This window comes from Mycolicibacterium monacense, from assembly GCF_010731575.1.
In the GTDB taxonomy this organism is placed as follows: Bacteria; Actinomycetota; Actinomycetes; order Mycobacteriales; family Mycobacteriaceae; genus Mycobacterium; species Mycobacterium monacense.
Genome location: NZ_AP022617.1, coordinates 5,324,102 through 5,348,201, shown reverse-complemented (window position 1 = coordinate 5,348,201; position 24,100 = coordinate 5,324,102). Strand labels below are relative to the sequence as shown.

Here is a 24,100-nt window from a genome sequence, read left to right as displayed (position 1 = left end):
GCACATTATTTACGTAGCCGTAAGGAGACCGTGATGGAACTGAGACTTCGTCCGTATGCGACTGCCGGGGTCGCCCTGGTGGGTGCCAGCGCCATCGCGATGGCCCCGTTGGCGCCGCCGCTGCCGGATGTCAAGATCGCCAGCCCGTCGGTCAATCTCTCCGCCGACATCGATCCCTTCACCCCGTGGGTGAACGTCTTCGAGAACGCCGAGACGAATATCGCGGACCTCATCGACGACTGGGCCGAAGCTCCGTTCCCCGTTCTGCAGCAGGTCATCGTCAACCAGCTCGGCTACTTCAGTGAGCTCCCCGACTTCGAGTTGATCGCCGGACAGGTGCTCCACAACCTTGAGGCTGCTGTCGCCGTCCTGTACGAGCAGGATCTGAGCACGCTCGGCCCGGGCTTCGTCAACGGCATCCCGAATCCGGCGATTAAGCAACTCGTGTTTGGCCTTCTTCCCACTTTCGCGCCGGCGCTAGCCGACCTTCAACCGCTGCTCGACTTCTCCACCAGTCCGCTGAGCGGCGTGCTGTTCGGCCTGGTCGGTCCTGTGATCGGCCCGGTCCTGGCGCTGGCCAGCAGCATCGAGGCGATTGTCGGCAACCTCACCAGCGAGGAACCGGATGTCGGAGCGGCATTCAATACGCTGATCAACATCCCCGCCGCGATGGCCGATGCGTTCCTCAACGGTGGCCAGGTCCTCAACCTGACCCCGTTGGTCTCGGCGTTGGACTTGGATTTGCCGGAAGGCACCGAGATCGGGATCGCCTTCGGCGGCCTTCTCAGCCCCGGCGGTTCGATCTTCAACGCTCTCGACATCGAACTGGACTTTGCGCTTGCGCCCCCGCCCGTTCCGCCCTTCCACATCTCCATTCCCGGTCAGGGACCCGGCGCCATCGGTTCGCTCATCAACCTGTCCCAGGCCATCGCGAGGGCCCTCGGGTGGGACGGCACGGGCAACCCGCTTCATGAAGAAGAGGACACCCCGCCGCCCGCGCCGGAAGCCCGTCTGGTGGGTGACACGTCCATCGTCAATGCCTCGACCACGGCAATCACCGTTCCCGAGACGACGGACGTCGACGCCGGGAAGACCGGCGACGTGACACCGTCGACCGACGGCGCGGCCGCCGTCGATACGACCGTCGGCAGCGGAGCGCCCACCGAAGTCGAGCAGGTGAAGGTCGAAGACAACCTGCCCGCCGTTCTCGACGAGGAGACCGACACCACCCCCGAGAAGCCCGCGACGAAGCGCGTCAACCCCGGCGCCAAGATCGCAGGCGCCCTCAAGTCGGCCGGTGACCAGCTGAACTCGGCGGTCAACGACCTCGGCAAGAAGCTCACGAAGCGTCCGTCGAAGAAGGCTCCCGCCGCCGACAACGAGAAGGCATCGGCGCCGGAGAAGGACACCTCGACTGACAAGGCTCCGGCAGCGAGCGAATAACCCTCCACCCACGCGATCGGTCCCTGCCATCCGGCAGGGACCGATTGCTGTGTGGGCTCCGGCACTTCCGGCGACGGTTCGGCGTTATGCGGATATGAGCATCCCGCCGTACCAACCGCCGACCTCCGCTTCCGCACCCGGGCCGGGTAACACCCTGGTCTGCCCGAAATGCAAGGGCGTCATGCGGACGTACGAGCGCAACGGAATTCACCTCGAGCAGTGCGACACCTGCCGCGGCATCTTCCTCGACCTCGGCGAACTCGAGGCGCTCACCGAGATGGAGAACCGGTTCGTGCAGGCTGCCCCGCCACCGCCGCCGCCACCGGCGAGCTACGGCGCCGGCTATGGATCGGGTTACGGTTACGGCCCGGGCTGGGGCCACCGCGGCAACAAGCACTACCGCAAACAGGGCTTCGGGCGGCTGTTCTTCTCCAGCTAGACCATCCGCTCGCAGGCGGCGGCCAGCAGTTCGTCGTCGGGGTGGTGCGCTGCGGCGGCGACCACCGCAGCCCGGGCGAACGGGTCGAGCACCGGCCACGGATCGTCCGGTGCATCGACCAGCGCCGCGCCGCCGCCGTGCCGGTATGCGCCGACGAACGCCGCCCAGTCACCGTCGGGGACGTGTCCGGCCGCCCAGAAGCCGGCCGGCCGAGCCAGATCCCACGCCGGGTCACCCACCCCGAGGTCGTCGACGTCCATGAGCACCCACGGCAGACCGGGCGCCCGCCTGCCGAGTTGACCGAGGTGGAAGTCGCCGTGGACGTATGTACGGGGCCGGTCCGGCGATCCGGCCCGCCACACCGCGGGCGGGAGTCCCGTGAGCGCCGTGCGGACCGGTTCGGCGACCTCGGCGGTCCGGTGGCGCTCGACCACCCGCCGCAACCGGGCCGGCCACCCGTGCGGCAGCCGGGCCGTGACCGGCTGGGCGTGCAATCGCGCGAGCAGCGCGCCGGCCTCCGCCCACGGCAGCTGATCTGGTTGCGGGGCAACGGTTTCCACACGTGGCCACCGGCTCTGCCAGCGGTGGCCGACCTGGCCGGGGACCACCGTCAGCGGCGCGAGCAGGATGCCCCGCAACTCCTGGGCAACCCCCAATCGGATGCGCAACGCCCGCGGATCGGTTCCGGGCCGGTGCAGTTTGGCGACGACGTCACCGTCGAACGTGATCTCCGCACCGGACCCGGTCTGCACACCTGTGACCGTAGGCGTCTCAACGACGCGGGAACGGCTGCGGCGCGGCGAGGTTGATCCGATTCCAGGCGTTGATCGTCACCGTCATCGCGATCACCTGGGCGAGCTCGCGGTCGGTGAACACCTCGGCGGCACGCCGGTACACCTCGTCGCCGACGGCCCCGCGCCCGGCGACCTCGGTGATGGCCTCGGCGAGCGCCAGCGCGGCGCGTTCACGTTCGGTGAAGAGATCGCCGGCCTCCTCCCACGCCGCCACCAGCGCGAGCCGCTGTTCGGTCTCGCCGGCCTTGCGGGCATCGCGGGTGTGCATGTCGAGGCAGAAGGCGCAGCGGTTGATCTGCGACGCCCGGATCTTGATCAGTTCGCCGATGACGGGGTCCACGTCCTTGATGGACGCCTCCGAGAGCGTCATCATCGCGCTGTAGAGCTCCGGTGCGGCCTTGAACATCTTGATGCGGTCGGTGGTTCCGGCTTCCAGTGTCTGTGTCATATCTCGAACGCTAGCCTCGAAACGCCCACGTAGATGGTTCAATTCAGGGGTGACTTCGTGGGCCAATCCGGGTACGCGCGACCTGCACCTCGACCTGCACGAGGTGATCCGTCCCGGCGCCCGCGGAGTGCGCGAACTGCTGGTCAACGCGCTGCGCGAGGCCGTGCGCTCGGGGCGGCTCGCGGCGGGCACCATGCTGCCGCCGTCGCGCACACTCGCGGCCGACCTCGGCATCGCCCGCAACACGGTCGCCGAGTCGTACGCCGAACTCGTCGCCGAGGGCTGGCTCGCGTCACGGCAGGGCGCGGGCACCTGGGTGGTCAGCTCCCAGGCGAGCCACCAGATCGCCCGGCCCCGGCGAGTGCGCACGACGGCGCGACACAACCTGATGCCCGGCTCCCCCGACGTGTCGGAGTTCCCTCGCAGCGCCTGGCTCGCCTCCGCCCGCCGCGCGCTGACCAACGCCCCCAGCGAGGCGTTCTGGATGGGCGATCCGCGCGGCCGACCGGAGCTTCGCGAGGCACTCGCCGACTACCTCGCACGGGTGCGCGGCGTCCGCACCTCACCGGAGACGATCGTGATCTGCGCCGGGGTCCGGCACGCGGTGGAGCTGCTCACCCGGGTCCTCGGGGCGCAGCGCCCGATCGCCGTCGAGGCCTACGGCCTGTTCATCTTCCGTGACGCGATCGGCGCGCTCGGGGGGTCGACGGTGCCAATCGGCCTCGACGGCCACGGTGCGGTGATCGGCGACCTCGACGGACATGACGTGCCCGCGGTCCTCCTCACACCGGCCCACCACAATCCGCACGGTATGCCGCTGCACCCCACCCGCCGCACCGCCGCGGTGGAGTGGGCCCAGCGTCGCGGCGCCTATGTCCTCGAGGACGACTACGACGGCGAGTTTCGCTACGACCGTCAACCCGTCGGCGCGATGCAGAGCCTGGACCCCGAACGGGTGGTGTACCTGGGCTCGGCCAGCAAGAGCCTCGCCCCCGCGTTGCGGCTGGGATGGATGGCGCTGCCCGACGCGCTCGTCGAACCCGTCCTGGCCGCCGCGGGTGGCACCCAGTTCTTCGTCGACGCACTCGCCCAACTGACCATGGCCGACTTCATCACCGCCGGCCACTACGACCGCCACATCCGCCGGATGCGGATGCGCTACCGGCGGCGGCGGGACCGGCTCGTCGACGCGCTCGCCCCGTTCGACGTCGAAACCCGCGGTCTGGCAGCGGGACTCAACGCGCTGCTGACGCTGCCCGACGGCGCCGAACGCGAGGTGCTGCAGCGGGCGGGCAATGCGGGGATCGCGCTGGTGGGCCTGTCCGCGATGCGACATCCGGCGGCCGGACCGGACGTCGCGGACCCCGACGGTGTGATCGTCGGCTTCGGCGCACCGGCCGATCACGCCTTCGCCGCGGCGGTCGAAGCGCTGTGCGACGTCCTGGAGGCCACGCTGCGCTGAGCGCACATGAGCATAAGCTTCCGGGGTGGCCGAGCCCCCCATGTCGCCCCAACTGTCGTTGACCACGCAGATCTGGCGGTTCCTGCTCACCGGCGGCTTCGCCGCGATCGTGGACTTCGGCCTCTACGTACTGCTGCTCGAAGCGGGTCTGCACGTCAACGTCGCCAAGACGATCAGCTTCATCGCCGGCACCACGACGGCCTACCTGATCAACCGGCGCTGGACCTTCCAGGCCCCGCCCAGCCGGGCCCGGTTCCTCGCGGTGTGCGCGCTCTACGCGACCACCTACGCCGCGCAGGTGGGCATCAACTACATCCTCTACACGGCGTGGGACGACAAGTCCTGGCGCGTGCCGGTGGCCTTCGTCATCGCGCAGGGCACCGCGACGGTGATCAACTTCGTCGTCCAGCGCGCGGTGATCTTCCGGTGGGCAGGAGCGCAGCGACTCGGGGATGAATAGGAGGCTCCGGTAGGGGCGGTACCCTCGTCACGATGTTGCAGACCACGACCCGGCGGCTCACCGGATGGGCCCGCACCGCGCCATCCGTGGCCGAGGTGCTGTCGACGCCCGACCCCGAGGAGATCGCCAAGGCGGTCGCGCGGGTTGCCGACGATCCGCAGCGCGGCGTCATCGCCCGCGGACTGGGCCGCTCCTACGGTGACAACGCGCAGAACGGCGGCGGCCTGGTCGTCGACATGACCGCGCTCAACCGCATCCACACCATCAACACCGACACCGCGCTCGTCGACGTCGACGCCGGGGTGAACCTCGACCAGCTGATGCGCGCGGCGCTACCGCTCGGCCTGTGGGTCCCGGTGCTGCCCGGCACCCGTCAGGTCACCGTCGGTGGCGCGATCGCCTGCGACATCCACGGCAAGAACCACCACAGCGCGGGCAGCTTCGGCAACCACGTCCGCTCGATGGAGCTGCTCACCGCCGACGGCACCGTGCGCACCCTCAAACCCCGCGGCAAGGACGCCGACCTGTTCTGGGCCACCGTCGGCGGCAACGGGCTGACCGGCATCATCCTGCGCGCCACCATCGCGATGACGCCGACGGAGACCGCGTACTTCATCGCCGACGGTGACGTCACCGCCGACCTGGACGAGACCATCGCGATCCACAGCGACGGCAGCGAGGCGAACTACACCTACTCCAGCGCGTGGTTCGACGCGATCAGCCCGCCGCCCAAACTCGGCCGTGCCGCCATCTCCCGCGGATCGCTGGCCACCCTCGACCAGCTACCCAAGAAGCTGCGCCGCAATCCGCTGAAATTCGATGCGCCGCAACTGCTCACCTTCCCCGACGTGTTCCCCAACGGGTTGGCCAACAAGTGGACGTTCGGCCCGATCGGCGAACTGTGGTACCGCAAATCGGGTACCTACCGAGGCAAGATCCAGAACCTGACGCAGTTCTATCACCCGCTCGACATGTTCGGTGAGTGGAACCGCGCCTACGGCAGCAACGGATTCCTGCAGTACCAGTTCGTGGTGCCCACCGAGGCGGTCGACGAGTTCAAGGCGATCCTCGTCGACATCCAGCGTTCCGGGCACTACTCGTTCCTCAACGTGTTCAAACTGTTCGGCCCGGGAAACAAAGCGCCGCTGAGCTTTCCGATCCCAGGATGGAACGTCTGCGTCGACTTCCCGATCAAACCGGGGTTGGGCGAGTTCGTCAGCGGACTCGACCACCGGGTGCTGCAGTTCGGCGGCCGGCTCTACACCGCCAAGGACTCCCGCACCACCGCCGAAACCTTCCACGCCATGTACCCGCGCATCGACGAGTGGATCGCCGTGCGCCGCCGGGTCGATCCCGACGGGGTGTTCGCCTCCGACATGGCCCGACGTTTGGAGCTGCTCTAAATGGTGCTTGACGCCGTGGGTAACCCCCAGACCATCCTGTTGCTCGGCGGGACCTCCGAGATCGGGTTGGCGATCTGCGAGCGCTACCTGCGCGACGCGCCGGCCCGCATCGTGCTCGCCGCGCTGCCCGATGATCCGGGCCGCGACGCTGCCGTCGCCCAGATGCGCCGTGCGGGAGCGAAATCCGTCGAGGTGATCGACTTCGACGCGGTCGACACCGCCAGCCACCCGGACGTGATCGACAAGGCGTCGGCGGGCGGATCCCGCGACATCGACGTGGCGATCGTCGCGTTCGGATTGCTCGGCGACGCCGAGGAACTGTGGCAGAACCAGCGCAAGGCCGTGCAGATCGCCGAGATCAACTACACCGCGGCCGTTTCCGTCGGTGTGCTGCTCGGCGAGCAGATGCGCGCACAGGGTTTCGGCCAGATCATCGCGATGAGCTCGGCGGCCGGTGAGCGGGTGCGGCGGTCGAACTTCGTCTACGGCTCCACCAAGGCCGGGCTCGACGGGTTCTACCTCGGCCTCGGAGAAGCGCTGCGCGAGTACGGGGTTCACGTCCTGGTCATCAGGCCCGGCCAGGTGCGCACCCGGATGAGCGCCCACGTCAAGGAAGCGCCGCTGACCGTCGACAAGGAGTACGTCGCCGAACTGGCGGTCACCGCGTCGGCCAAGGGCAAGGACCTGGTCTGGGCGCCGGGCGCCTTCCGCTACGTGATGATGGTGCTGCGCCACATCCCGCGGCCCATCTTCCGCAAGCTGCCCATCTAACCCGGTGGGCACCAACTCGCTGGCCGCCCCGATCGGGATTGCGGGCCGGATGGTGGTGGCGGCGATGATCGCCGCTGCCGTCGCGGTCGTCTCGCTCGCGGCGATCGCGCGGGTCGAGTGGCCGGCGTACAACTCGTCGAACCAACTGCACGCCCTGACCACCGTCGGCCAGTTCGGCTGCCTGGCAGGTCTGTTCGCGGCGGGCTGGATCCACCGGCGCGGCAGACGGCTGCTCGCGCACGCGGCGTCGATGGTGTTCCTGGCCGCGTTCGCGGTCGTCACGCTCGCGATGCCGCTGGGTGCGACCAGGCTCTACCTGTTCGGCATCTCGGTGGACCAGCAGTTCCGCACCGAGTACCTGACCCGCTTCGCCGACACCGCCGCGCTGCACGATATGACCTACTACGGGCTGCCGCCGTTCTACCCGCCCGGGTGGTTCTGGCTCGGCGGGCGTCTCGCCGCGCTGACCGGCACCCCGGCGTGGGAGATGTTCAAACCGTGGTCGATCATCTCGATCGCCGTGGCCGTCGTGCTCGCATTCGTGTTGTGGGCGGCGATGATCCGGTTCTCCTACGCGCTGATCGTCACCACCGCCACCACCGCGGTGATGCTGGCCTACTCACCGGCCGAACCGTACGCCGCGATCATCGCGGTGCTGCTGCCTCCGGTGTTCGTGCTGGCGTGGTCCGGGCTGCGGGCCGAGGGCCGGGGGTGGGGCGCGATCGTCGGGGTCGGGCTGTTCCTCGGTGTGGCCGCGCTGTTCTACACGCTGCTGTTGGCCTATGCGGCGTTCACGCTGGTGATCATGGCGGTCGTGGCCGCCGTCGCCCACCGGAGCGCCGGACCGCTGCTGCGCCTGCTCGTCATCGCCGTGATCTCCGGTGCGATCGCGCTGATCGGGTGGGCGCCGTACCTGCTGGCCGCGCTGCGCGGCACCCCGGCCGACACCGGCACCGCCCAGCACTACCTGCCCGCCGACGGCGCGCAACTGTCCTTCCCGATGCTGAGCTTCACGCTGCTCGGCGCGCTCTGCCTGGTCGGAACGGTCTGGTTGGTGGTGCGGGCCCGCAACTCCACCCGAGCGGGCGCCCTGGCCGTCGCGGTGCTCGCGGTCTACGCGTGGTCGCTGCTGTCGATGCTGACCACGCTGGCGGGCACCACGCTGCTGTCGTTCCGGCTGCAGCCGACGCTGGTGGTGCTGCTGTCGGCCGCCGGCGTGTTCGGGTTCGTCGAGGCGGCGCGCGGGCTGGCCGACAGCTTCTCCAGCCGGCGCCTGCTGGTGGCCGCCGGTGCGATCGGCGCGATCGGCGCGCTGACCTTCAGCCAGGACATCCCCGACGTGCTACGGCCCGACATCGCCGTCGCCTACACCGATACCGACGGCTACGGCCAGCGCGCCGACCGCAGGCCGCCCGGCGCCGAACGCTATTACCGCGAGGTGGACGCGGCGATCCTCGAGGCCACCGGCCGGCCCCGCAACGAGACGATCGTGCTGACCGCCGACTACAGCTTCCTGTCCTACTACCCCTACTACGGGTTCCAGGGCCTGACATCGCACTACGCCAACCCGCTGGCGCAGTTCGACCAGCGCGCCAAGGCGATCGAGAGCTGGCAGACCCTCGGCGACGCCGACCGGTTCGTCGCGGCGCTCGACGAGCTGCCGTGGGACCCGCCGACGGTGTTCCTGATGCGCCGCGGCAGCGAGGACTCCTACACCCTGCGCCTGGCCTCCGACGTCTACCCCAACCACCCCAACGTGCGGCGCTATCAGGTCAAGCTCGACGCCGCCCTGTTCGACGACCCGCGCTTCGAGGTTTCCGAGATCGGTCCGTTCGTGCTGGCGATCAGACAACCGGTCGATGGCTGACGCCCAGCGCAGGCCGTTAACATCTACGCCCGTGAACTCTGGGGTTGCGGTCGGGAGCAACCACCGGACGGCGCGCCTCATCGCCATCGTCGCGGGATTGCTCGGCGCGGCGATGGCGCTGGCTACGCCGCTGCTACCGGTGAAGCAGACGACGGCCGAGCTGAACTGGCCGCAGGACGGCGTGCTGCGCAGCGTGGACGCGCCGCTGATCGGTTACGTCGCCACCGATCTGACCATCACGGTTCCGTGCCAGGCCGCCGCCGGGCTCGCGGGCCCGGCCAACACCGGCCGCACCGTGCTGCTGTCCACCGTCCCCAAGCAGGCGCCCAAGGCCGTCGACCGGGGTCTGCTGATCGAGCGGGTGAACAACGACCTGCTCGTCATCGTGCGCAATACGCCGGTCGTCTCCGCGCCGCTGGCCGAGGTGCTCAGCCCGCAGTGTGAGCGGCTGGTGTTCACCGCCCGCGCCGACAAGGTCACCGGCGAGTTCGTCGGACTCACCGAGGGTCCCGACGACGTCGACCCCGGTGAGGAGCCCGGCGGTCCCCTGCGCGGTGAACGCGGCGGTTACGACTTCCGGCCGCAGATCGTGGGCGTCTTCACCGACCTGTCCGGACCCGCACCGCCCGGCCTGCAGTTCTCGGCGACCGTCGACTCCCGCTACAGCAGCACCCCCACCCTGCTCAAACTGCTGGTGATGTTCGCCGGCGTCGCGCTGACCGTCATCGCGCTCGGAGCGCTGCACGTCCTCGACACCGACGACGGGATGCGTCACCGCCGGTTCCTGCCGTCGCGCTGGTGGTCGATGACGCCGCTGGACGGTGTGGTCACCGCCGTGCTCGTGTGGTGGCACTTCGTCGGCGCCAACACCGCCGACGACGGCTACATCCTCACCATGGCCCGTGTCTCCGAACGGGCCGGCTACATGGCCAACTACTACCGCTGGTTCGGCACCCCCGAGGCCCCGTTCGGCTGGTACTACGACCTGCTCGCCCTTTGGTCGCAGGTCAGCACGGCCAGCGTGTGGATGCGGCTGCCGACGCTGCTGATGGCGCTGGCGTGCTGGTGGGTGATCAGCCGTGAGGTGATCCCGCGCCTCGGCCATGCGGTCAAGGCCAACCGGGCCGCGGCCTGGACTGCGGCCGGTATGTTCCTGGCGTTCTGGCTGCCGCTGAACAACGGTCTGCGGCCCGAGCCGATCATCGCGCTGGGCATCCTGCTGACCTGGTGTTCGGTGGAGCGCGGCGTGGCGACCAGCCGCCTACTGCCGGTCGCGATCGCCGTCATCATCGGCGCGCTCACGCTCTTCTCGGGCCCGACCGGCATCGCCGCCGTCGGCGCCCTGCTGGTGGCCGTCGGACCGCTGAAGACGATCGTGGCTCGGCATGTCGCCCGCTTCGGCTACCTGGCGCTGCTGGCGCCGATCCTGGCCGCGGGCACCGTCACCGCGATCCTCATCTTCCGCGATCAGACCCTGGTCGGCGAACTGCAGGCCAGCAGCTTCAAGAGCGCCGTCGGGCCGAGCCTGAGCTGGTTCGACGAGCACATCCGCTACTCGCGGCTGTTCACCACCAGCCCCGACGGGTCGGTGGCGCGCCGGTTCGCGGTGCTGACGCTGCTGCTCGCGCTGGCGGTGTCGGTGGCGATGACGCTGCGCAAGGGCCGCATCCCCGGTACCGCGGCGGGGCCGAGCCGCCGGATCGTCGGCATCACGATCATCTCGTTCCTGGCGATGATGTTCACCCCCACCAAGTGGACCCACCACTTCGGCGTGTTCGCCGGCCTCGCCGGATCGCTGGGCGCGCTGGCCGCCGTCGCCGTCGCGGCGGTCGCGATGCGCTCACGACGCAACCGGACCATGTTCGCGGCCACCGTGCTGTTCGTCGCCGCGCTGTCGTTCGCGACCGTCAACGGGTGGTGGTACGTCTCGAACTTCGGCGTGCCGTGGTCGAACGCGTTCCCGGAGTACAAGTTCGGCTTCACCACGATCCTGCTCGGATTCTCGGTGCTCGCCCTGCTGGCGGCGGCGTGGTTCCACTTCTCGGGCCGCGACACCTCCCCCGACGACGACGGCCGCTGGCGGTGGCGCCGGATCGTGCAGTCGCCGTTGGCGATCGCCGCGTGGCTGGTCGTGATGTTCGAGGTGGTGTCGCTGACGCTGGCGATGGTCACCCAGTACCCGGGCTGGACCGTCGGCCGGTCCAACCTCGAGGCGCTGACCGGTAAGACGTGCGGACTGGCCAACGACGTGATGGTCGAACAGAATCCCAACCAGGGGTTGCTGACCCCCATCCGGGTCCCCGTCGGCGCCGCGCTGGGCGCCGGGTCGGCCCAGGGTTTCAGCCCCAACGGCATCCCGTCGGACATCTCCGCCGACGCGGTGATGGACCAGACGCAGGCCACCAACTTCGCCGACACCGACGGCGACTCCGAGACCGGCGGCGAAGCGGGCACCGAGGGCGGCACGACCGCCCGGGCTGGCATCAACGGTTCCCGCGCCCGGCTGCCGTTCAACCTCGACCCGGCCCGGACCCCGGTGCTGGGCAGCTGGCGCAGCGGCACCCAGGCACCGGCCAACCTGCGCTCGGCGTGGTACCGGCTCCCCCCTCGGGAGGACGCCGGACCGCTGCTCGTGGTGTCCGCGGCGGGCCGCTTCGATCCCGGCGACGTGGTCGTCCAGTGGGCCACCGACGAGGGCGGCGCCGACCCGGAAGCGGGTGGCAGCGTCGGGTTCGCCGACGTCGGGGCGTCCCCGGCGTGGCGCAACCTGCGGGTGCCGCTGGCGGCGATCCCCGACGACGCCACCCGCATCCGGCTCGTTGCCGTCGACGACGACCTGAGCCCGGACCACTGGATCGCGCTGACCCCGCCCCGCATCGCGGAGCTGCGCTCGCTGCAGGACGTGGTGGGCTCAGAGGACCCGGTGCTGCTCGACTGGCTGGTCGGGTTGGCGTTCCCCTGCCAACGCCCGTTCGACCACCGCAACGGCGTGATCGAGGTGCCCAAGTGGCGGATCATGCCGGACCGGTTCGGCGCCGAGGCCAACTCGCCGGTGATGGACTACCTCGGCGGCGGCCCGCTCGGCATCACCGAACTGCTGCTGCGCCCGACGACGCTGTCGACGTACCTGCAGGACGACTGGTCCCGTGACTGGGGTGCGCTACAGCAGCTCACGCCCTTCTACCGGGACGCCGTACCGGCACGTCTGGATCTCGGTTCCACAACGCGTAGCGGCCTGTGGAGCCCGGCGCCGCTGCGCCACTAGGTCCGTCGCCTACCATCGACGCTCGTGCCCGCCCACCGTTTCGTCCGCCTGATCGCCGTCATCGCGGGTCTGGCGGGCGTGGTGCTGTGCGCGTTGTCTCCGCTGCTGCCGGTCAGGCAGACCACCGCGACGATCCTGTGGCCGCAGGCACCCGCCGAGGACGGCTTCGTCGGTGACCTGACCGCCCCGCTGGTCTCCGGAGCCCCGCTGGCGCTCGACGTGACGATCCCGTGCCGGGCGATCGCCACCATGCCCGCCGACGGCGGCCTGGTGTTCTCCACGATCCCGCCCGGCGGCATCGCCGCGGGCCGCAACGGGTTGTTCGTCCGCGCCAACGCCGACGACGTGGTCGTCGCCTTCCGCGACACCGTCGCCGCGGTCGCCCCGCGCCCGGCGATCGCCGCCGGAGCCTGCAGTGAACTGCGGGTCTGGGCCAACGTCGGCTCGGTGGGCGCCGACTTCGTCGGCATCCCCGGGGCCGCGGGCACGCTGTCGCTCGACAAGCGGCCGCAGGTGGCGGGGATCTTCACCGAACTCGAGGTGGCCCCGCAGCCCGGAGCCGCCCCGGCGGCGACATCGGAACCCCGCCTGACCGCCCGCATCGACGTCGACACCCGGTTCATCACCAGCCCCACACTGCTCAAGCTGGCGGTGATGACGCTGGGTGTGTTGTGTGTGATCGCCTCGATCATCGCGCTGGCCGTCCTCGACCGCCGGGCCGGCCGGGGTGTGCCCGGGGCGTGGCGACGGCGGCGGCGGGTCGGCCTGTCGACGTGGCTGGCCGACATCGGGGTGGTCGGCGCGCTGCTGGTGTGGCATGTGGTCGGGGCTCAGTCGTCCGACGACGGCTACAACCTGACGATCGCCCGGGTCTCCGACGAAGCCGGCTACACCGCCAACTACTTCCGCTACTTCGGCGCCACGGAGGCGCCGTTCGACTGGTACCAGAGCGTGCTCGCGCACCTCGCGTCGATCAGCACGGCCGGTGTGTGGATGCGCATCCCCGCGACGGCCGCGGCGATCGCGACATGGCTGATCATCAGCCGCTGCGTGCTCCCCCGCCTGGGCAGGCGACTGGCCGCCAACCGGGTCGCGGTGTGGACCACCGCCGCGGTGTTCCTCGCGGCATGGCTGCCGTTCAACAACGGCCTTCGGCCCGAACCGCTCATCGCGTTCGCGGTGATCGCGGTGTGGATGCTCGTGGAGAACACGATCGGCACCCGGCGGCTGTGGCCCGCGGCGGTGGCCGTCGTGATCGCGATGTTCTCGGTGACCCTGGCGCCACAGGGGCTGATCGCCCTCGCGCCGCTGCTGGTGGGTGCGCGGGGCATCGCGCGCATCGTCTCGGCCCGCCGCGCGGTCGACGGGGTCGCGGTCGCCGTGGCGCCGCTCGCCGCCGCGGCATCGCTGCTGTTCGTCATCGTCTTCCGCGACCAGACGCTGGCCACCGTCGCCGAATCGGTGCGCATCAAGTACGTCGTCGGCCCGACGCTGCCGTGGTACCAGGAGTTCCTGCGGTATTACTTCCTGACCGTCGAGGAGAGCGTCGACGGCTCGCTGACCCGCCGCTTCTCCGTGCTGATCCTGCTGCTGTGCCTGTTCGGGCTGATCGTGCTGCTGCTGCGCCGCGGCCGGTTGCCCGGCACCTTCGGCGGTCCGGTGTGGCGGCTGGCCGGGACGACGGCGATCGGGCTGCTGCTGCTCACGCTCACGCCGACGAAGTGGGCGGTGCAGTTCGGTGCGTTCGCCGGTCTCGCGGGTGCGCTCGGCGGGGTCACCGCGTTCGCGTTCGCCCGGGTCGGCGTCAACAGCCGACGGAACCTGGCGCTGTACGTCACCGCGCTGCTGTTCGTGCTGGCGTGGGCGACCTCCGGGATCAACGGCTGGTTCTACGTCGCGAACTACGGGGTGCCCTGGTTCGACAAGCAACCGGTCATCGTCGGCTACCCGGTCACCACGATCTTCCTGGTCCTCGCGATCGCCGGCGGCATCCTCGCCGGCTGGCTGCACTTCCGCATCGACTACGCCGGGCACACCGAGGTCGCCGACACCGGACGCAACCGGGCGCTGGCATCGACCCCGCTGCTCGTGGTGGCCACCATCATGGTGGTGCTCGAGTTGGGGTCGATGGTCAAGGCCACCGTCGGGCGCTACCCCGTCTACACCATCGGCTCGGCCAACGCGGCGGCCCTGCGGTCCGGGCTGTCCGACTCCAGCTGCGCGATGGCCGACCATGTTCTCGTCGAGGCCGATACGAATGCCGGGATGCTGCAACCGGTTCCGGGTCAGCGCTTCGGCGAGTACGGGCCGCTCGGCGGTGAGGACCCCGTCGGGTTCACCCCCAACGGCGTCAGCGACACCCTCGAACCGGCCGAACCCGTGGCGGCCAACCCCGGCACCGTGAACTCCGACGGACCGGTCGACAAACCGAACATCGGCGTCGGCTATGCGGCGGGCACCGGCGGCGGCTACGGCCCCGAGGGCGTCAACGGTTCGCGGGTGTTCCTGCCGTTCGGGCTGGATCCGGACCGCACCCCGGTGATGGGCAGCTACAACGAGCCCGGCTCGGACCAGGCAGGAGTGGCCGCCGAGGCGACGTCGGCGTGGTACCAGCTGCCGCCACGGACCCCGGACCGGCCGCTCGTGACCGTCGCCGCCGCGGGTGCGATCTGGTACTACGAGGAGGACGGCTCGTTCAACTACGGGCAGTCGCTCAAACTGCAGTGGGGTGTGCACCGGCCGGACGGGTCCTACCAGGCGCTCGGCGAGGTCCAGCCGATCGACATCGTCCAGCAGAAGGCGTGGCGCAACCTGCGCTTCCCGCTGGCCTGGGCGCCGCCGGAGGCCAACGTGGCCCGCATCGTCGCCGACGATCCGAACCTGTCGGAAGATCAGTGGTTCGGGTTCACCCCGCCACGGGTTCCGGTGCTGCAGACCGCCAGTGAGTTCCTCGGTTCGCAGACGCCGGTGCTGATGGACATCGCGACCGCGGCGAACTTCCCGTGCCAGCGGCCGTTCGCCGAACACCTCGGGGTGGCCGAACTGCCGGAGTACCGGATCCTGCCGAACTTCAAGCAGGTGGTGACGTCGTCGAATCAGTGGCAGTCCGCCGAGGACGGCGGGCCGTTCCTGTTCATCCAGGCGCTGCTGCGGACGGCGACGATCCCGACCTACCTGAGCGACGACTGGTACCGGGACTGGGGTTCGATCGAACGCTTCATCCGGGTCGTGCCGCGCGATGAGGCGCCCAACGCCGTCATCGAGGAAGGGTCGAAGCGAGTGTTCGGGTGGAACCGCGGCGGACCGATCAGGGCACTGCCGTGAGGGCGGGCCGGGATGTTCGGATCACGCGCTGGGTCGCCACGATCGCCGGCCTGCTCGGCTTCGTGATGGCGGTGGCGACCCCGCTGTTGCCGGTCGTCCAGACCACCGCCACATTGAACTGGCCCCAGCAGGGACAGTTCGCCAACGTGACCGCACCGCTGATCTCCCAGGCGCCGGTCAGCCTGACCGCGACGGTGCCGTGCGAGGTGGTGCGCACCATGCCCCGCGACGGCGGGCTGTTGTTCGGCACCGCACCGGCCGAGGGCCGTGACGCGGCGCTGAACGCGATGCTGGTCAACGTCACCCGCACCCGCGTCGACGTCATCGTGCGCAACGTGGTGGTCGCCAGCGTGAACCGCGACCGGGTCGCCGGCCCCGGATGTGAGCGCATCGAGATCACGTCGAACGAGGACGGCACGTTCGCCGAGTTCGTCGGGCTCACTCAGGTTTCCGGCGAGAACGCCGGTCAACCGCAGCGCACCGGTTACTCCGATCCGAACCTGCGGCCGGCGATCGTCGGCGTGTTCACCGACCTCACCGGACCGGCGCCACCGGGGATGTCGTTGTCGGCGACGATCGACACCCGCTTCACCACGCAGCCCACGGCGCTGAAACTGACCGCGATCCTGCTGGCGATCATCTCGACCGTCGTCGCGCTGCTGGCGTTGTGGCGGCTGGATCGCCTCGACGGGCGGCGGATGCACCGCCTGATCCCGACGCGCTGGCGCAACGTGACGGCCGTCGACGGCGTCGTGCTCGGCGGTTTCGCGATCTGGTACGTGCTCGGCGCGAACTCATCCGACGACGGATACATCCTGCAGATGGCGCGGGTCGCCGACCACGCCGGCTACATGTCGAACTACTTCCGCTGGTTCGGCAGCCCCGAGGATCCGTTCGGCTGGTACTACAACCTGCTGGCGCTGATGACCCACGTCAGCACCTCCAGCATCTGGATGCGGCTCCCCGACCTGATCTGCGCCGTCGTGTGCTGGCTGCTGCTCTCTCGTGAGGTGCTGCCCCGCCTCGGTCCCGCGGTGATCGCCAGCCGCCCGGCGCTGTGGGCCGCCGGGTTCGTCCTGCTGGGTGCGTGGATGCCGTTCAACAACGGGCTGCGGCCCGAAGGCCAGATCGCCACGGGCGCGCTGATCACCTACGTGCTGATCGAACGCGCCGTCACCTCCGGCCGGCTCACACCCGCCGCGCTGGCCATCACCACCGCCGCGTTCACGCTGGGCATCCAGCCGACCGGGCTGATCGCCGTCGCCGCGTTGGTGGCCGGTGGCCGCCCGATCCTGCGAATCCTGATGCGGCGCAGGCGCTCCGTCGGCACGTGGCCGTTGCTCGCACCCCTGCTCGCCGCGGGCACCGTGGTGCTGGCGGTGGTGTTCGCCGACCAGACGTTGTCAACGGTGTTGGAGGCCACCAGGATCCGCACCGCGATCGGCCCCAGCCAGGAGTGGTACACCGAGAACCTGCGCTACTACTACCTGATCCTGCCGACCGTCGACGGCGCGATCGCCCGCCGCGTGGCGTTCCTGTTCACCGCGCTGTCCCTGTTCGCGTCGCTGTTCATCATGTTGCGGCGCAAGCGGATCCCCGGGGTTGCGCGCGGACCCGCCTGGCGGCTGATGGGCATCATCTTCGCCACGATCTTCTTCCTGATGTTTACCCCCACCAAGTGGATCCACCACTTCGGCCTGTTCGCCGCCGTGGGTGCGGCGGTGGCGGCGCTCGCGACGGTGCTGGTGTCGCCGGTCGTCTTGCGTTCGGCACGTAACCGGATGGCGTTCCTGGCGGCGCTGCTGTTCGTGCTGGCGCTGTGCTTCGCATCCACCAACGGGTGGTGGTACGTCTCGAACTTCGGGGTGCCTTTCAACACCTCGGTTCCCCAGCTGGGCGGGGTGACGGTCAGCGCGGTGTTCTTCGCGCTCTTCGCGATCGCCGCGGCGTGGGCGTTCTGGCTGCACCTGACCCCGCGGCCCGAATCGCGGATCGTCGACAGGCTCACCGCCGCACCGATTCCGGTCGCCGCCGGCTTCATGGTGGTGTTCATGGTGGCGTCGATGACCGTCGGCGTGGTGCGCCAGTACCCGACCTACTCCAACGGATGGGCCAACGTCCGGGCGTTCGCCGGCGGCTGCGGCCTGGCCGACGACGTGCTCGTCGAACCCGATTCGAACGCCGGGTTCCTGCGTGCGCTGCCCGGCGGCCCCGGTCAACCCTCTTGGGGCCGGCTGGGCCCGCTCGGCGGCACGGATCCGCGCGGCTTCTCCCCCAACGGCGTTCCCGACCGGATCATCGCCGAGGCGATCCGGTTGAACAATCCGCAGCCCGGCACGGACTACGACTGGAATCAGCCCGAACAGCTGTCCCGGCCCGGGGTGAACGGCTCCACGGTGCCGCTGCCCTACGGCCTCGACCCGGCACGGGTCCCGGTCGCCGGCACGTATTCGACCGGCGTGCAACAGGAAAGCCGGTTGACGTCCGCGTGGTACGAACTTCCCGCGCCCGACGACGCCCACCCGCTGGTGGTGATCACCGCGGCGGGCACGATCTCCGGACTCAGCGTCGCAGAGGGATTCACCTCCGGGCAGACCGTCGCGCTGGAATACGCGCGCCCCGGACCCGACGGCGCACCGGTCCCGGCCGGACGCGTCGACCCCTACGACATCGGTCCGACGCCGTCGTGGCGCAACCTGCGGTATCCGCGCGACCAGATCCCCACCGATGCGGTGGCGGTCCGGGTGGTCGCCGAGGACCTCAACCTCGGTCAGGGCGACTGGATCGCGGTGACGCCGCCGCGGGTTCCGGAGGTCCGGTCGGTCCAGGAGTACGTCGGCTCCGAGCAACCCGTGCTGATGGACTGGGCCGTCGGGCTGGCGTTCCCGTGCCAGCAGCCGATGCTGCACGCCAACGGGGTGACCGAGGTACCCAAATTCAGGATCTCACCGGACTATTACGCGAAGCTGCAGAGCACCGACACGTGGCAGGACGGCCTCAACGGCGGCCTGCTCGGGATCACCGACCTGCTGCTGCGGGCGTCGGTGATGTCGACGTACCTGTCGCAGGACTGGGGTCAGGACTGGGGTTCGCTGCGCCGCTTCGACACCGTCGTCGACGCCGAACCGGCGCAGATCGAACTGGGCACCGCGACGCACAGCGGGTTGTGGAAGCCGGGCGAGATCCGCATCCAGCCGTAATCGGTCGACGGATCACGAATCCGTCGCGTGTCGGACCCTCCTGCCATGATGGTGTCATGCCTTCGAGCGCACCGGCTTTCGTTCCCAGCGCGCCTCGCGCTGGGCGGCTTGAGGCGTGCTTCGAGGAACTCGCGGAGCTGACGGGCCAGCGCAACGCCATCGACGGGCGCATCGTGGAGATCGTGGCCGAGATCGACGGTGACCAACTGTGGGGCGCCACCGGCGCCCGCTCCGTCACGGCGTTGGTGGCGTGGAAAACCGGTGTGTCCCCGGCGAACGCGAAAACCATCGCCACCATCGCCCACCGGCTCACCGAGTTCCCCCGCTGCACCCAAGCCCTCCGCGAGGGCCGACTGTCACTGGATCAAGTCGGCGCCATCGCCGAACGGGCCACCACCGGATCCGATGACCACTACGCCGAACTGGCCACCCACGCCTCAGTCAGCCAACTCCGCACCGCCATCAAACCCCCACCCCCACCCCCACCCCAACCCCAAGGCCAACCCGAACCCGACGCTGTCAGCGATGCCGACGTCGAACCGAAACCCCTCCCCGATCCGGCGGACCTACAGCCCTCGATCACCACAACCTCCGACGAGCAGTACACCTACTGGCACATCAAGGTGCCCCACGTCGACGCGGCGAAAGTCGACGCCGCCCTGCACTCCCGCCTCGACGGGCTCATCACCCAGTGGAAACGCGACCACGGCGACACCGATGACACCTCAGGTCCCGGCCGGCCACCGATGCCCCGGCTGGCTGACGCGTTCATGGACCTCATCGACACCGCCTGGGACGCCGAGGCCGCCCGCCGCCCGCACGCAGACCGCACCACCGTGGTGATGCACCTCGACATCAACGACCGCATCGCCGCCCTCCACCTGGGCCCATTGCTGTCGGATGCCGATCGGCGCTACCTGGGCTGCGACGCCACCTGCGAAGTGTGGTTCGAACGCGACGGCCAACTCATCGGCGCCGGACGCACCACGAGGCTGATCAACCGCCGCCTACGGCGCGCCCTGGAGTACCGCGACCGCACCTGCGTGGTCCCCGGCTGCGCAGCCACCCGCGGACTGCACGCGCATCACATCCAGCACTGGGAAGACGGCGGACCCACCGACCTCGACAACCTCGTGCTGGTCTGCCCCTACCACCACCGCCTGCACCACCGCGGCATCATCACCATCACCGGACCCGCATCAAAGCTCACCGTCACCGACGCCACCGGCCGAAGGCTGGAGTCGGGATCCCTGGCCCGCCCACCCAACCAACCCCCACCCCAGGTGCCGCCCTACCGGGGACCTTCCGGGGAGCGCGCCGACTGGTGGTGGTACACACCATTCCAGCCCCCACCGCCCACCACCAACTGAGCGCGCAGTTGTTGGGCCACAAGGCTGTTCGTCGCGGGTCAGCTGTTCTCGGCGTTATGGCGGTTGATCGCGGCGTCGCAGTCGGCCTGTGACTGGTTCGTCTGCTCCATGCAGACCCGCACGTTGGCCTCGTCGGGGTTGGTCCCGGCGGGCACCGACGGGCTGTCGAACTCGCCCTGGTATTTCGACCAGATCGTCTCGTTGGTATCGGTCAGCTTGGCGCAGAAGGCCGGAGCGCCCGTAGTGGTCACCCCGGCCGCACCCATCGTCGCGCAGTCCGCGCCCACGACGACGACCGGCAGCGCGGGCGCCGCGTTCGTCGTGGTGCCGTCGCGCTTGACGAACCAGAACACCCCGGCGGCCGCCAAAACCGCCACCGTCACCGCCGCCGCCGCGATCGGCAATGCCCGCGGCCACCGGCGGGGAGCGACCGGCTTGGCGTGCCGAGGCAGGGCCGCCGCCTTCGACGAGACCGTCTCCATCGCGGCGTCGTCGCTGCCGATGCGGTGTTCGAGTGCGCGCGCGAAATCGACACACCGTTCGAACCGTTTGTCCGGCGACTTCGCCAGCGCGCGGCCGAAGACCGGCCCGAGACCGGACAGTTCCGGGCGCACGTCCCCGATCACGGGCGGATCCGAGGTGAGGTGGGCGCTGATCACGACGGCGGGGTTGGTGTGCGTGAACGGCGGTGTGCCGGTGAGCAACTGGTAGGCGGTCGCGGCGAGGGCGTACTGGTCGGCGCGGCCGTCGATGTGGTCCCCGCGCAACTGCTCGGGGGCGGCGTAGGCGACGGTGCCCACCGTCATGTTCGTTCCGGTCAGCCCGCTGGCGTCACCGGCCTGACGGGCGATACCGAAGTCGGCCAGCATTGCCCGCTCGTCGGGCGAGCCCGGATTGGCGATCAGGATGTTCGCGGGTTTCACGTCGCGGTGGTAGAGACCTCGCTCGTGGGCGTGGTCGAGCGCGGAGGCGACCGCGGTGATGATGCGGACCACCACGTCGGGCGGCATCCCGTTCGGATAGCGCTCGGCGAGCAACCGGGCCGCGTCGGTGCCCTGGACGAAGTCCATCGATATCCACAGCAGGCCGTCGAAGTCGCCGCGGTCGTGCACGGACACGATGTGCGGATGCCATAGGGTGGCCGCGATATCGGCCTCACGCTGGAACCGCTGGCGGTACTCGTCGTCGGCGGACACCGCGGCGGTGAGCACCTTGAGCGCGTCCTGGCGCGGCAACCGTGGATGCTGGGCCAGGTACACCTCGCCCATACCGCCGTGTCCGAGGGACCGCATGATCGTGTACCCGGCGATCACCTCACCTTCGGCAAGCGGCATGGGCGAATACTATGCGTCCTCACGTTTGCGGGTCGGAGTGCGGGGTCATCGCTGCGCGGCCAGGTGGGCCTTTGCTTCGTCGTAGCCCTTGGCTTGCGGCGTCTCCGCAGCTCTTCGCTACGGGGCGCGACAGACGGTGGCGGTCTGCGGGCTGATGATCACGCTCGCGGGCCGCGACTGGCTGTAGTACCGCATCCGCCGGCCCCACAGCCCCATGTGCCGCACCTCCTCCGCGGCGAAGCGCGGGTTCGCGTAGTAGCGGCCGAACGTACGTGCCAGCACCTGCGGATCGGGCATGCCGAGCCGGGCGCGGGCGGTTCCGCGGACCAGCGTCCGCCGCGCGTCCTCGCCGCGTTCACCACCGAACAGCGCGGCCACCTCCGGCCGGGCCGTGACGTTGCGGACGGTCCACGACGACGCCGACGTCGCGGCGTGGAGGCACCCGTCGTACACGACGAACCACAGCGGAACCGCGAACGCCATCCCCTTCGCCGAGCGGGTGGCGAGGATTGTGACGTGGGCGTCCTCGAGCGCCGGGCTGATCGCCGGGGCGGGCAACTCGGTCAACGGGCGGGCGGGCGCCGCGGAACGCCGCTGCGGCGATTGTGCGTCCGGGTCGTCACGCAGCGCGCCGTAATCCCACGCGACGGTCCGGCGGGGCGTCACCCGGTAGGTGTCGTGACCGGCGGCCGACGCCACACCCCGCACGGTCAGCGAGCGCAGCCGGAACCACTGCGGGCCGTCATCGGAGACGACGACGACGTCGCGGCCGGTCAGATCCGGGGTGCCCGGCGGAACCGAGACGATGCGCGGCGCCGCGGCGGGGTCAGTGCCCTCGAGTGCGGTTCGCACCGGCACCAGCACGACGTGGTCGTCGACGACGGCGGCCAGGGCGGTGCGCGGCGGGGCCGACGCCAGGTCGGCCACCGCGCTCGGCGCCACGTCGCGGGTGATCACATTCGGGAAGGTCAGATCGGGATCAGGCCGTGCTTGCGCTGGACTCGCTGAATCTGCTTGTCCCGCAACAGGCGCATCGCGCTGCGCAGCTTGAGCCGGGTCTCGTGCGGTTCGATGACCGCGTCGACGTAGCCCCGCTCGGCCGCCACGTACGGCGTCGCCATATCGCGGTTGTAGCCCTCGATGAACTGCCGGCGGATCTCCTGCACCTCGGGTGCGTTCGGGTCCGGGAACCGTTTGACGATGAGCTGCGCGGCACCCTCGGCGCCGATCACCGCGATGCGCGCCGTCGGCCACAGGAAGTTGAAGTCGGACGTCAGCTGCTTGGAGCCCATCACCGCGTACGCGCCGCCGTAGGACTTGCGCACCGTGATCGTCACCTTCGGCACGTCGGCCTCGACGACCGAGTACAGGAACCGGCCGCCGCGCTTGATGATGCCGTTCTTCTCCTGCTCGACACCCGGCAGGAAGCCGGGGGTGTCGACGACGAAAACCAGCGGGACGTTGAACGAGTCGCAGAACCGCACGAACCGCGCCGCCTTGTCGGAGGCCTCGTTGTCGATCGCCCCGGACATGTGCATCGGCTGGTTGGCGATCACCCCGACCGGACGGCCGTCGACCCGCGCGTACCCGGTGATGATCGCCTGCCCGGCCTGCCCCGCCACCTCGAGGAAGTCACCGTCATCGAAGATCCGCAGCAGGATCTCGTGCATGTCGTAGGCGGTGTTGTCGCTGTCGGGAACGATCGAGTCCAGTTCCAGGTCGTGCGGGGTGACCTCCGGCTCCAGGCCGGGGTTGACGATCGGCGGGTCGTCGAAGGTGTTCGACGGCAGGAAGCCCAGGTAATCGCGGACGTACTGGAACGCGTCCTTCTCGGTGTCGACGACCGTGTGAATGTTGCCGTACTTGGCCTGGGCGTCGGCGCCGCCGAGTTCGTCGAGGGTGACGTCCTCACCGGTGACGTCCTTGATCACGTCGGGGCCGGTGACGAACATGTAGCCCTGATCGCGCACCGCGAGGATGAGGTCGGTCTGGATCGGCGAGTAGACCGCACCACCCGCGCACTTGCCGAGGATGATCGAGATCTGCGGGACCAGACCGGACAGCAGTTCGTGGCGGCGGCCGAGTTCGGCGTACCAGGCCAGCGACGTCGCCAGGTCCTGGATGCGGGCCCCGCCCGAGTCGTTGATGCCGATGATCGGGCAGCCGACCATGGCCACCCACTCCATCAGCCGGGACACCTTGCGGCCGAACATCTCCCCGACCGAACCGCCGAACACCGTCTGGTCGTGGCTGAACACGCCGACCGGCCGACCGTCGATGGTGCCGTGGCCGGTCACCACACCGTCGCCGAAGAGCGCGTTCGGGTCGCCCGGCGTGCGCGCCAGGGCGCCGATCTCGAGGAAGCTGCCCGGATCGAGCAGCGCGTGGATCCGCGCCCGCGGGCTCGGGATGCCCTTGGCGTCACGCTTGGCGGCGGCCTTCTCACCGCCGGGTTCCTTGGCGAGCTCCAGCTTCTCGCGGAGCTCGGCGAGCTGTTGTGCGGTGGTCCGTCCGGTCAAC

16 protein-coding genes are annotated in these 24,100 nt (G+C 69.9%); 11 read left to right on the top strand and 5 right to left on the bottom strand.

Annotated elements, in window-relative coordinates:
* The first annotated feature begins 33 nt into the window (after window positions 1-33).
* Window positions 34-1,443: an outer membrane porin GjpA gene (gjpA, locus tag G6N49_RS25605; RefSeq protein ID WP_011857364.1), complete on the top strand. Its 1,410-nt coding sequence runs from the start codon at window positions 34-36 to the stop codon at window positions 1,441-1,443.
* Window positions 1,444-1,537: 94 nt separating this feature from the next.
* Window positions 1,538-1,882, top strand: coding sequence for a TFIIB-type zinc ribbon-containing protein (locus G6N49_RS25600; RefSeq protein ID WP_011857365.1), 345 nt, complete (start codon window positions 1,538-1,540; stop codon window positions 1,880-1,882).
* Here the strand turns inward: G6N49_RS25600 and G6N49_RS25595 are convergent.
* Together G6N49_RS25595 and G6N49_RS25590 are read right to left on the bottom strand one after the other, a co-directional pair.
* On the bottom strand, window positions 1,879-2,634 hold the full coding sequence (locus G6N49_RS25595; RefSeq protein ID WP_011562371.1) for a phosphotransferase family protein: 756 nt from the start codon (window positions 2,632-2,634) through the stop codon (window positions 1,879-1,881). The genes G6N49_RS25600 and G6N49_RS25595 overlap by 4 nt on opposite strands.
* 19 nt (window positions 2,635-2,653) lie before the next feature.
* Complete coding sequence (locus tag G6N49_RS25590) at window positions 2,654-3,124, bottom strand: carboxymuconolactone decarboxylase family protein (protein WP_011562372.1); 471 nt, start codon at window positions 3,122-3,124, stop codon at window positions 2,654-2,656.
* Window positions 3,125-3,173: 49 nt separating this feature from the next.
* Here G6N49_RS25590 and pdxR point away from each other — a divergent pair, with 49 nt between their 5' ends.
* From pdxR to G6N49_RS25545, 9 genes are read left to right on the top strand one after another with little or no spacing between them, the layout of a single operon-like run.
* Window positions 3,174-4,586 (top strand): MocR-like pyridoxine biosynthesis transcription factor PdxR, encoded by a 1,413-nt coding sequence (pdxR, locus tag G6N49_RS25585; protein ID WP_041925179.1) that lies wholly within the window; start codon window positions 3,174-3,176, stop codon window positions 4,584-4,586.
* Window positions 4,587-4,626: 40 nt separating this feature from the next.
* Window positions 4,627-5,046 carry a GtrA family protein gene (locus G6N49_RS25580; RefSeq protein WP_011562374.1) on the top strand — a complete coding sequence of 140 codons (420 nt, stop codon included), beginning with the start codon at window positions 4,627-4,629 and terminating at the stop codon, window positions 5,044-5,046.
* Window positions 5,047-5,078: 32 nt separating this feature from the next.
* A complete protein-coding gene (locus G6N49_RS25575) occupies window positions 5,079-6,449 on the top strand; it encodes a decaprenylphosphoryl-beta-D-ribose oxidase (RefSeq protein ID WP_011562375.1) in 1,371 nt (456 codons plus the stop codon).
* A complete protein-coding gene (locus G6N49_RS25570; protein ID WP_011562376.1) occupies window positions 6,450-7,220 on the top strand; it encodes a decaprenylphospho-beta-D-erythro-pentofuranosid-2-ulose 2-reductase in 771 nt (256 codons plus the stop codon).
* Window positions 7,221-7,269: 49 nt separating this feature from the next.
* On the top strand, window positions 7,270-9,087 hold the full coding sequence (locus G6N49_RS25565) for a galactan 5-O-arabinofuranosyltransferase (protein ID WP_011857367.1): 1,818 nt from the start codon (window positions 7,270-7,272) through the stop codon (window positions 9,085-9,087).
* On the top strand, window positions 9,080-12,352 hold the full coding sequence (locus tag G6N49_RS25560) for an arabinosyltransferase domain-containing protein (protein ID WP_011857368.1): 3,273 nt from the start codon (window positions 9,080-9,082) through the stop codon (window positions 12,350-12,352). The genes G6N49_RS25565 and G6N49_RS25560 overlap by 8 nt, the downstream gene beginning before the upstream one ends.
* 24 nt (window positions 12,353-12,376) lie before the next feature.
* A complete protein-coding gene (locus G6N49_RS25555) occupies window positions 12,377-15,676 on the top strand; it encodes an arabinosyltransferase domain-containing protein (protein WP_011857369.1) in 3,300 nt (1,099 codons plus the stop codon).
* The gene (locus tag G6N49_RS25550; RefSeq protein ID WP_011857370.1) at window positions 15,673-18,876 is read left to right on the top strand and encodes an arabinosyltransferase domain-containing protein; all 3,204 of its coding nucleotides are present in this window, start codon (window positions 15,673-15,675) and stop codon (window positions 18,874-18,876) included. Before G6N49_RS25555 ends, G6N49_RS25550 begins: the two co-directional genes overlap by 4 nt.
* A gap of 56 nt (window positions 18,877-18,932) precedes the next feature.
* Window positions 18,933-20,246 carry an HNH endonuclease signature motif containing protein gene (locus tag G6N49_RS25545; RefSeq protein WP_011857371.1) on the top strand — a complete coding sequence of 438 codons (1,314 nt, stop codon included), beginning with the start codon at window positions 18,933-18,935 and terminating at the stop codon, window positions 20,244-20,246.
* Between the two features lie 38 nt (window positions 20,247-20,284).
* Here G6N49_RS25545 and G6N49_RS25540 read toward each other — a convergent pair whose 3' ends face one another.
* The 3 genes from G6N49_RS25540 to G6N49_RS25530 all read right to left on the bottom strand — a co-directional run bounded on the left by G6N49_RS25540 (window position 20,285) and on the right by G6N49_RS25530 (window position 24,099).
* On the bottom strand, window positions 20,285-21,580 hold the full coding sequence (locus G6N49_RS25540) for a serine/threonine-protein kinase (RefSeq protein WP_011857372.1): 1,296 nt from the start codon (window positions 21,578-21,580) through the stop codon (window positions 20,285-20,287).
* A gap of 117 nt (window positions 21,581-21,697) precedes the next feature.
* Window positions 21,698-22,537 (bottom strand): pyridoxamine 5'-phosphate oxidase family protein, encoded by an 840-nt coding sequence (locus G6N49_RS25535; protein WP_011857373.1) that lies wholly within the window; start codon window positions 22,535-22,537, stop codon window positions 21,698-21,700.
* An 11-nt stretch (window positions 22,538-22,548) separates the two neighbouring features.
* On the bottom strand, window positions 22,549-24,099 hold the full coding sequence (locus tag G6N49_RS25530) for an acyl-CoA carboxylase subunit beta (RefSeq protein ID WP_011562384.1): 1,551 nt from the start codon (window positions 24,097-24,099) through the stop codon (window positions 22,549-22,551).
* Between the last annotated feature and the right edge of the window lies 1 nt (window position 24,100).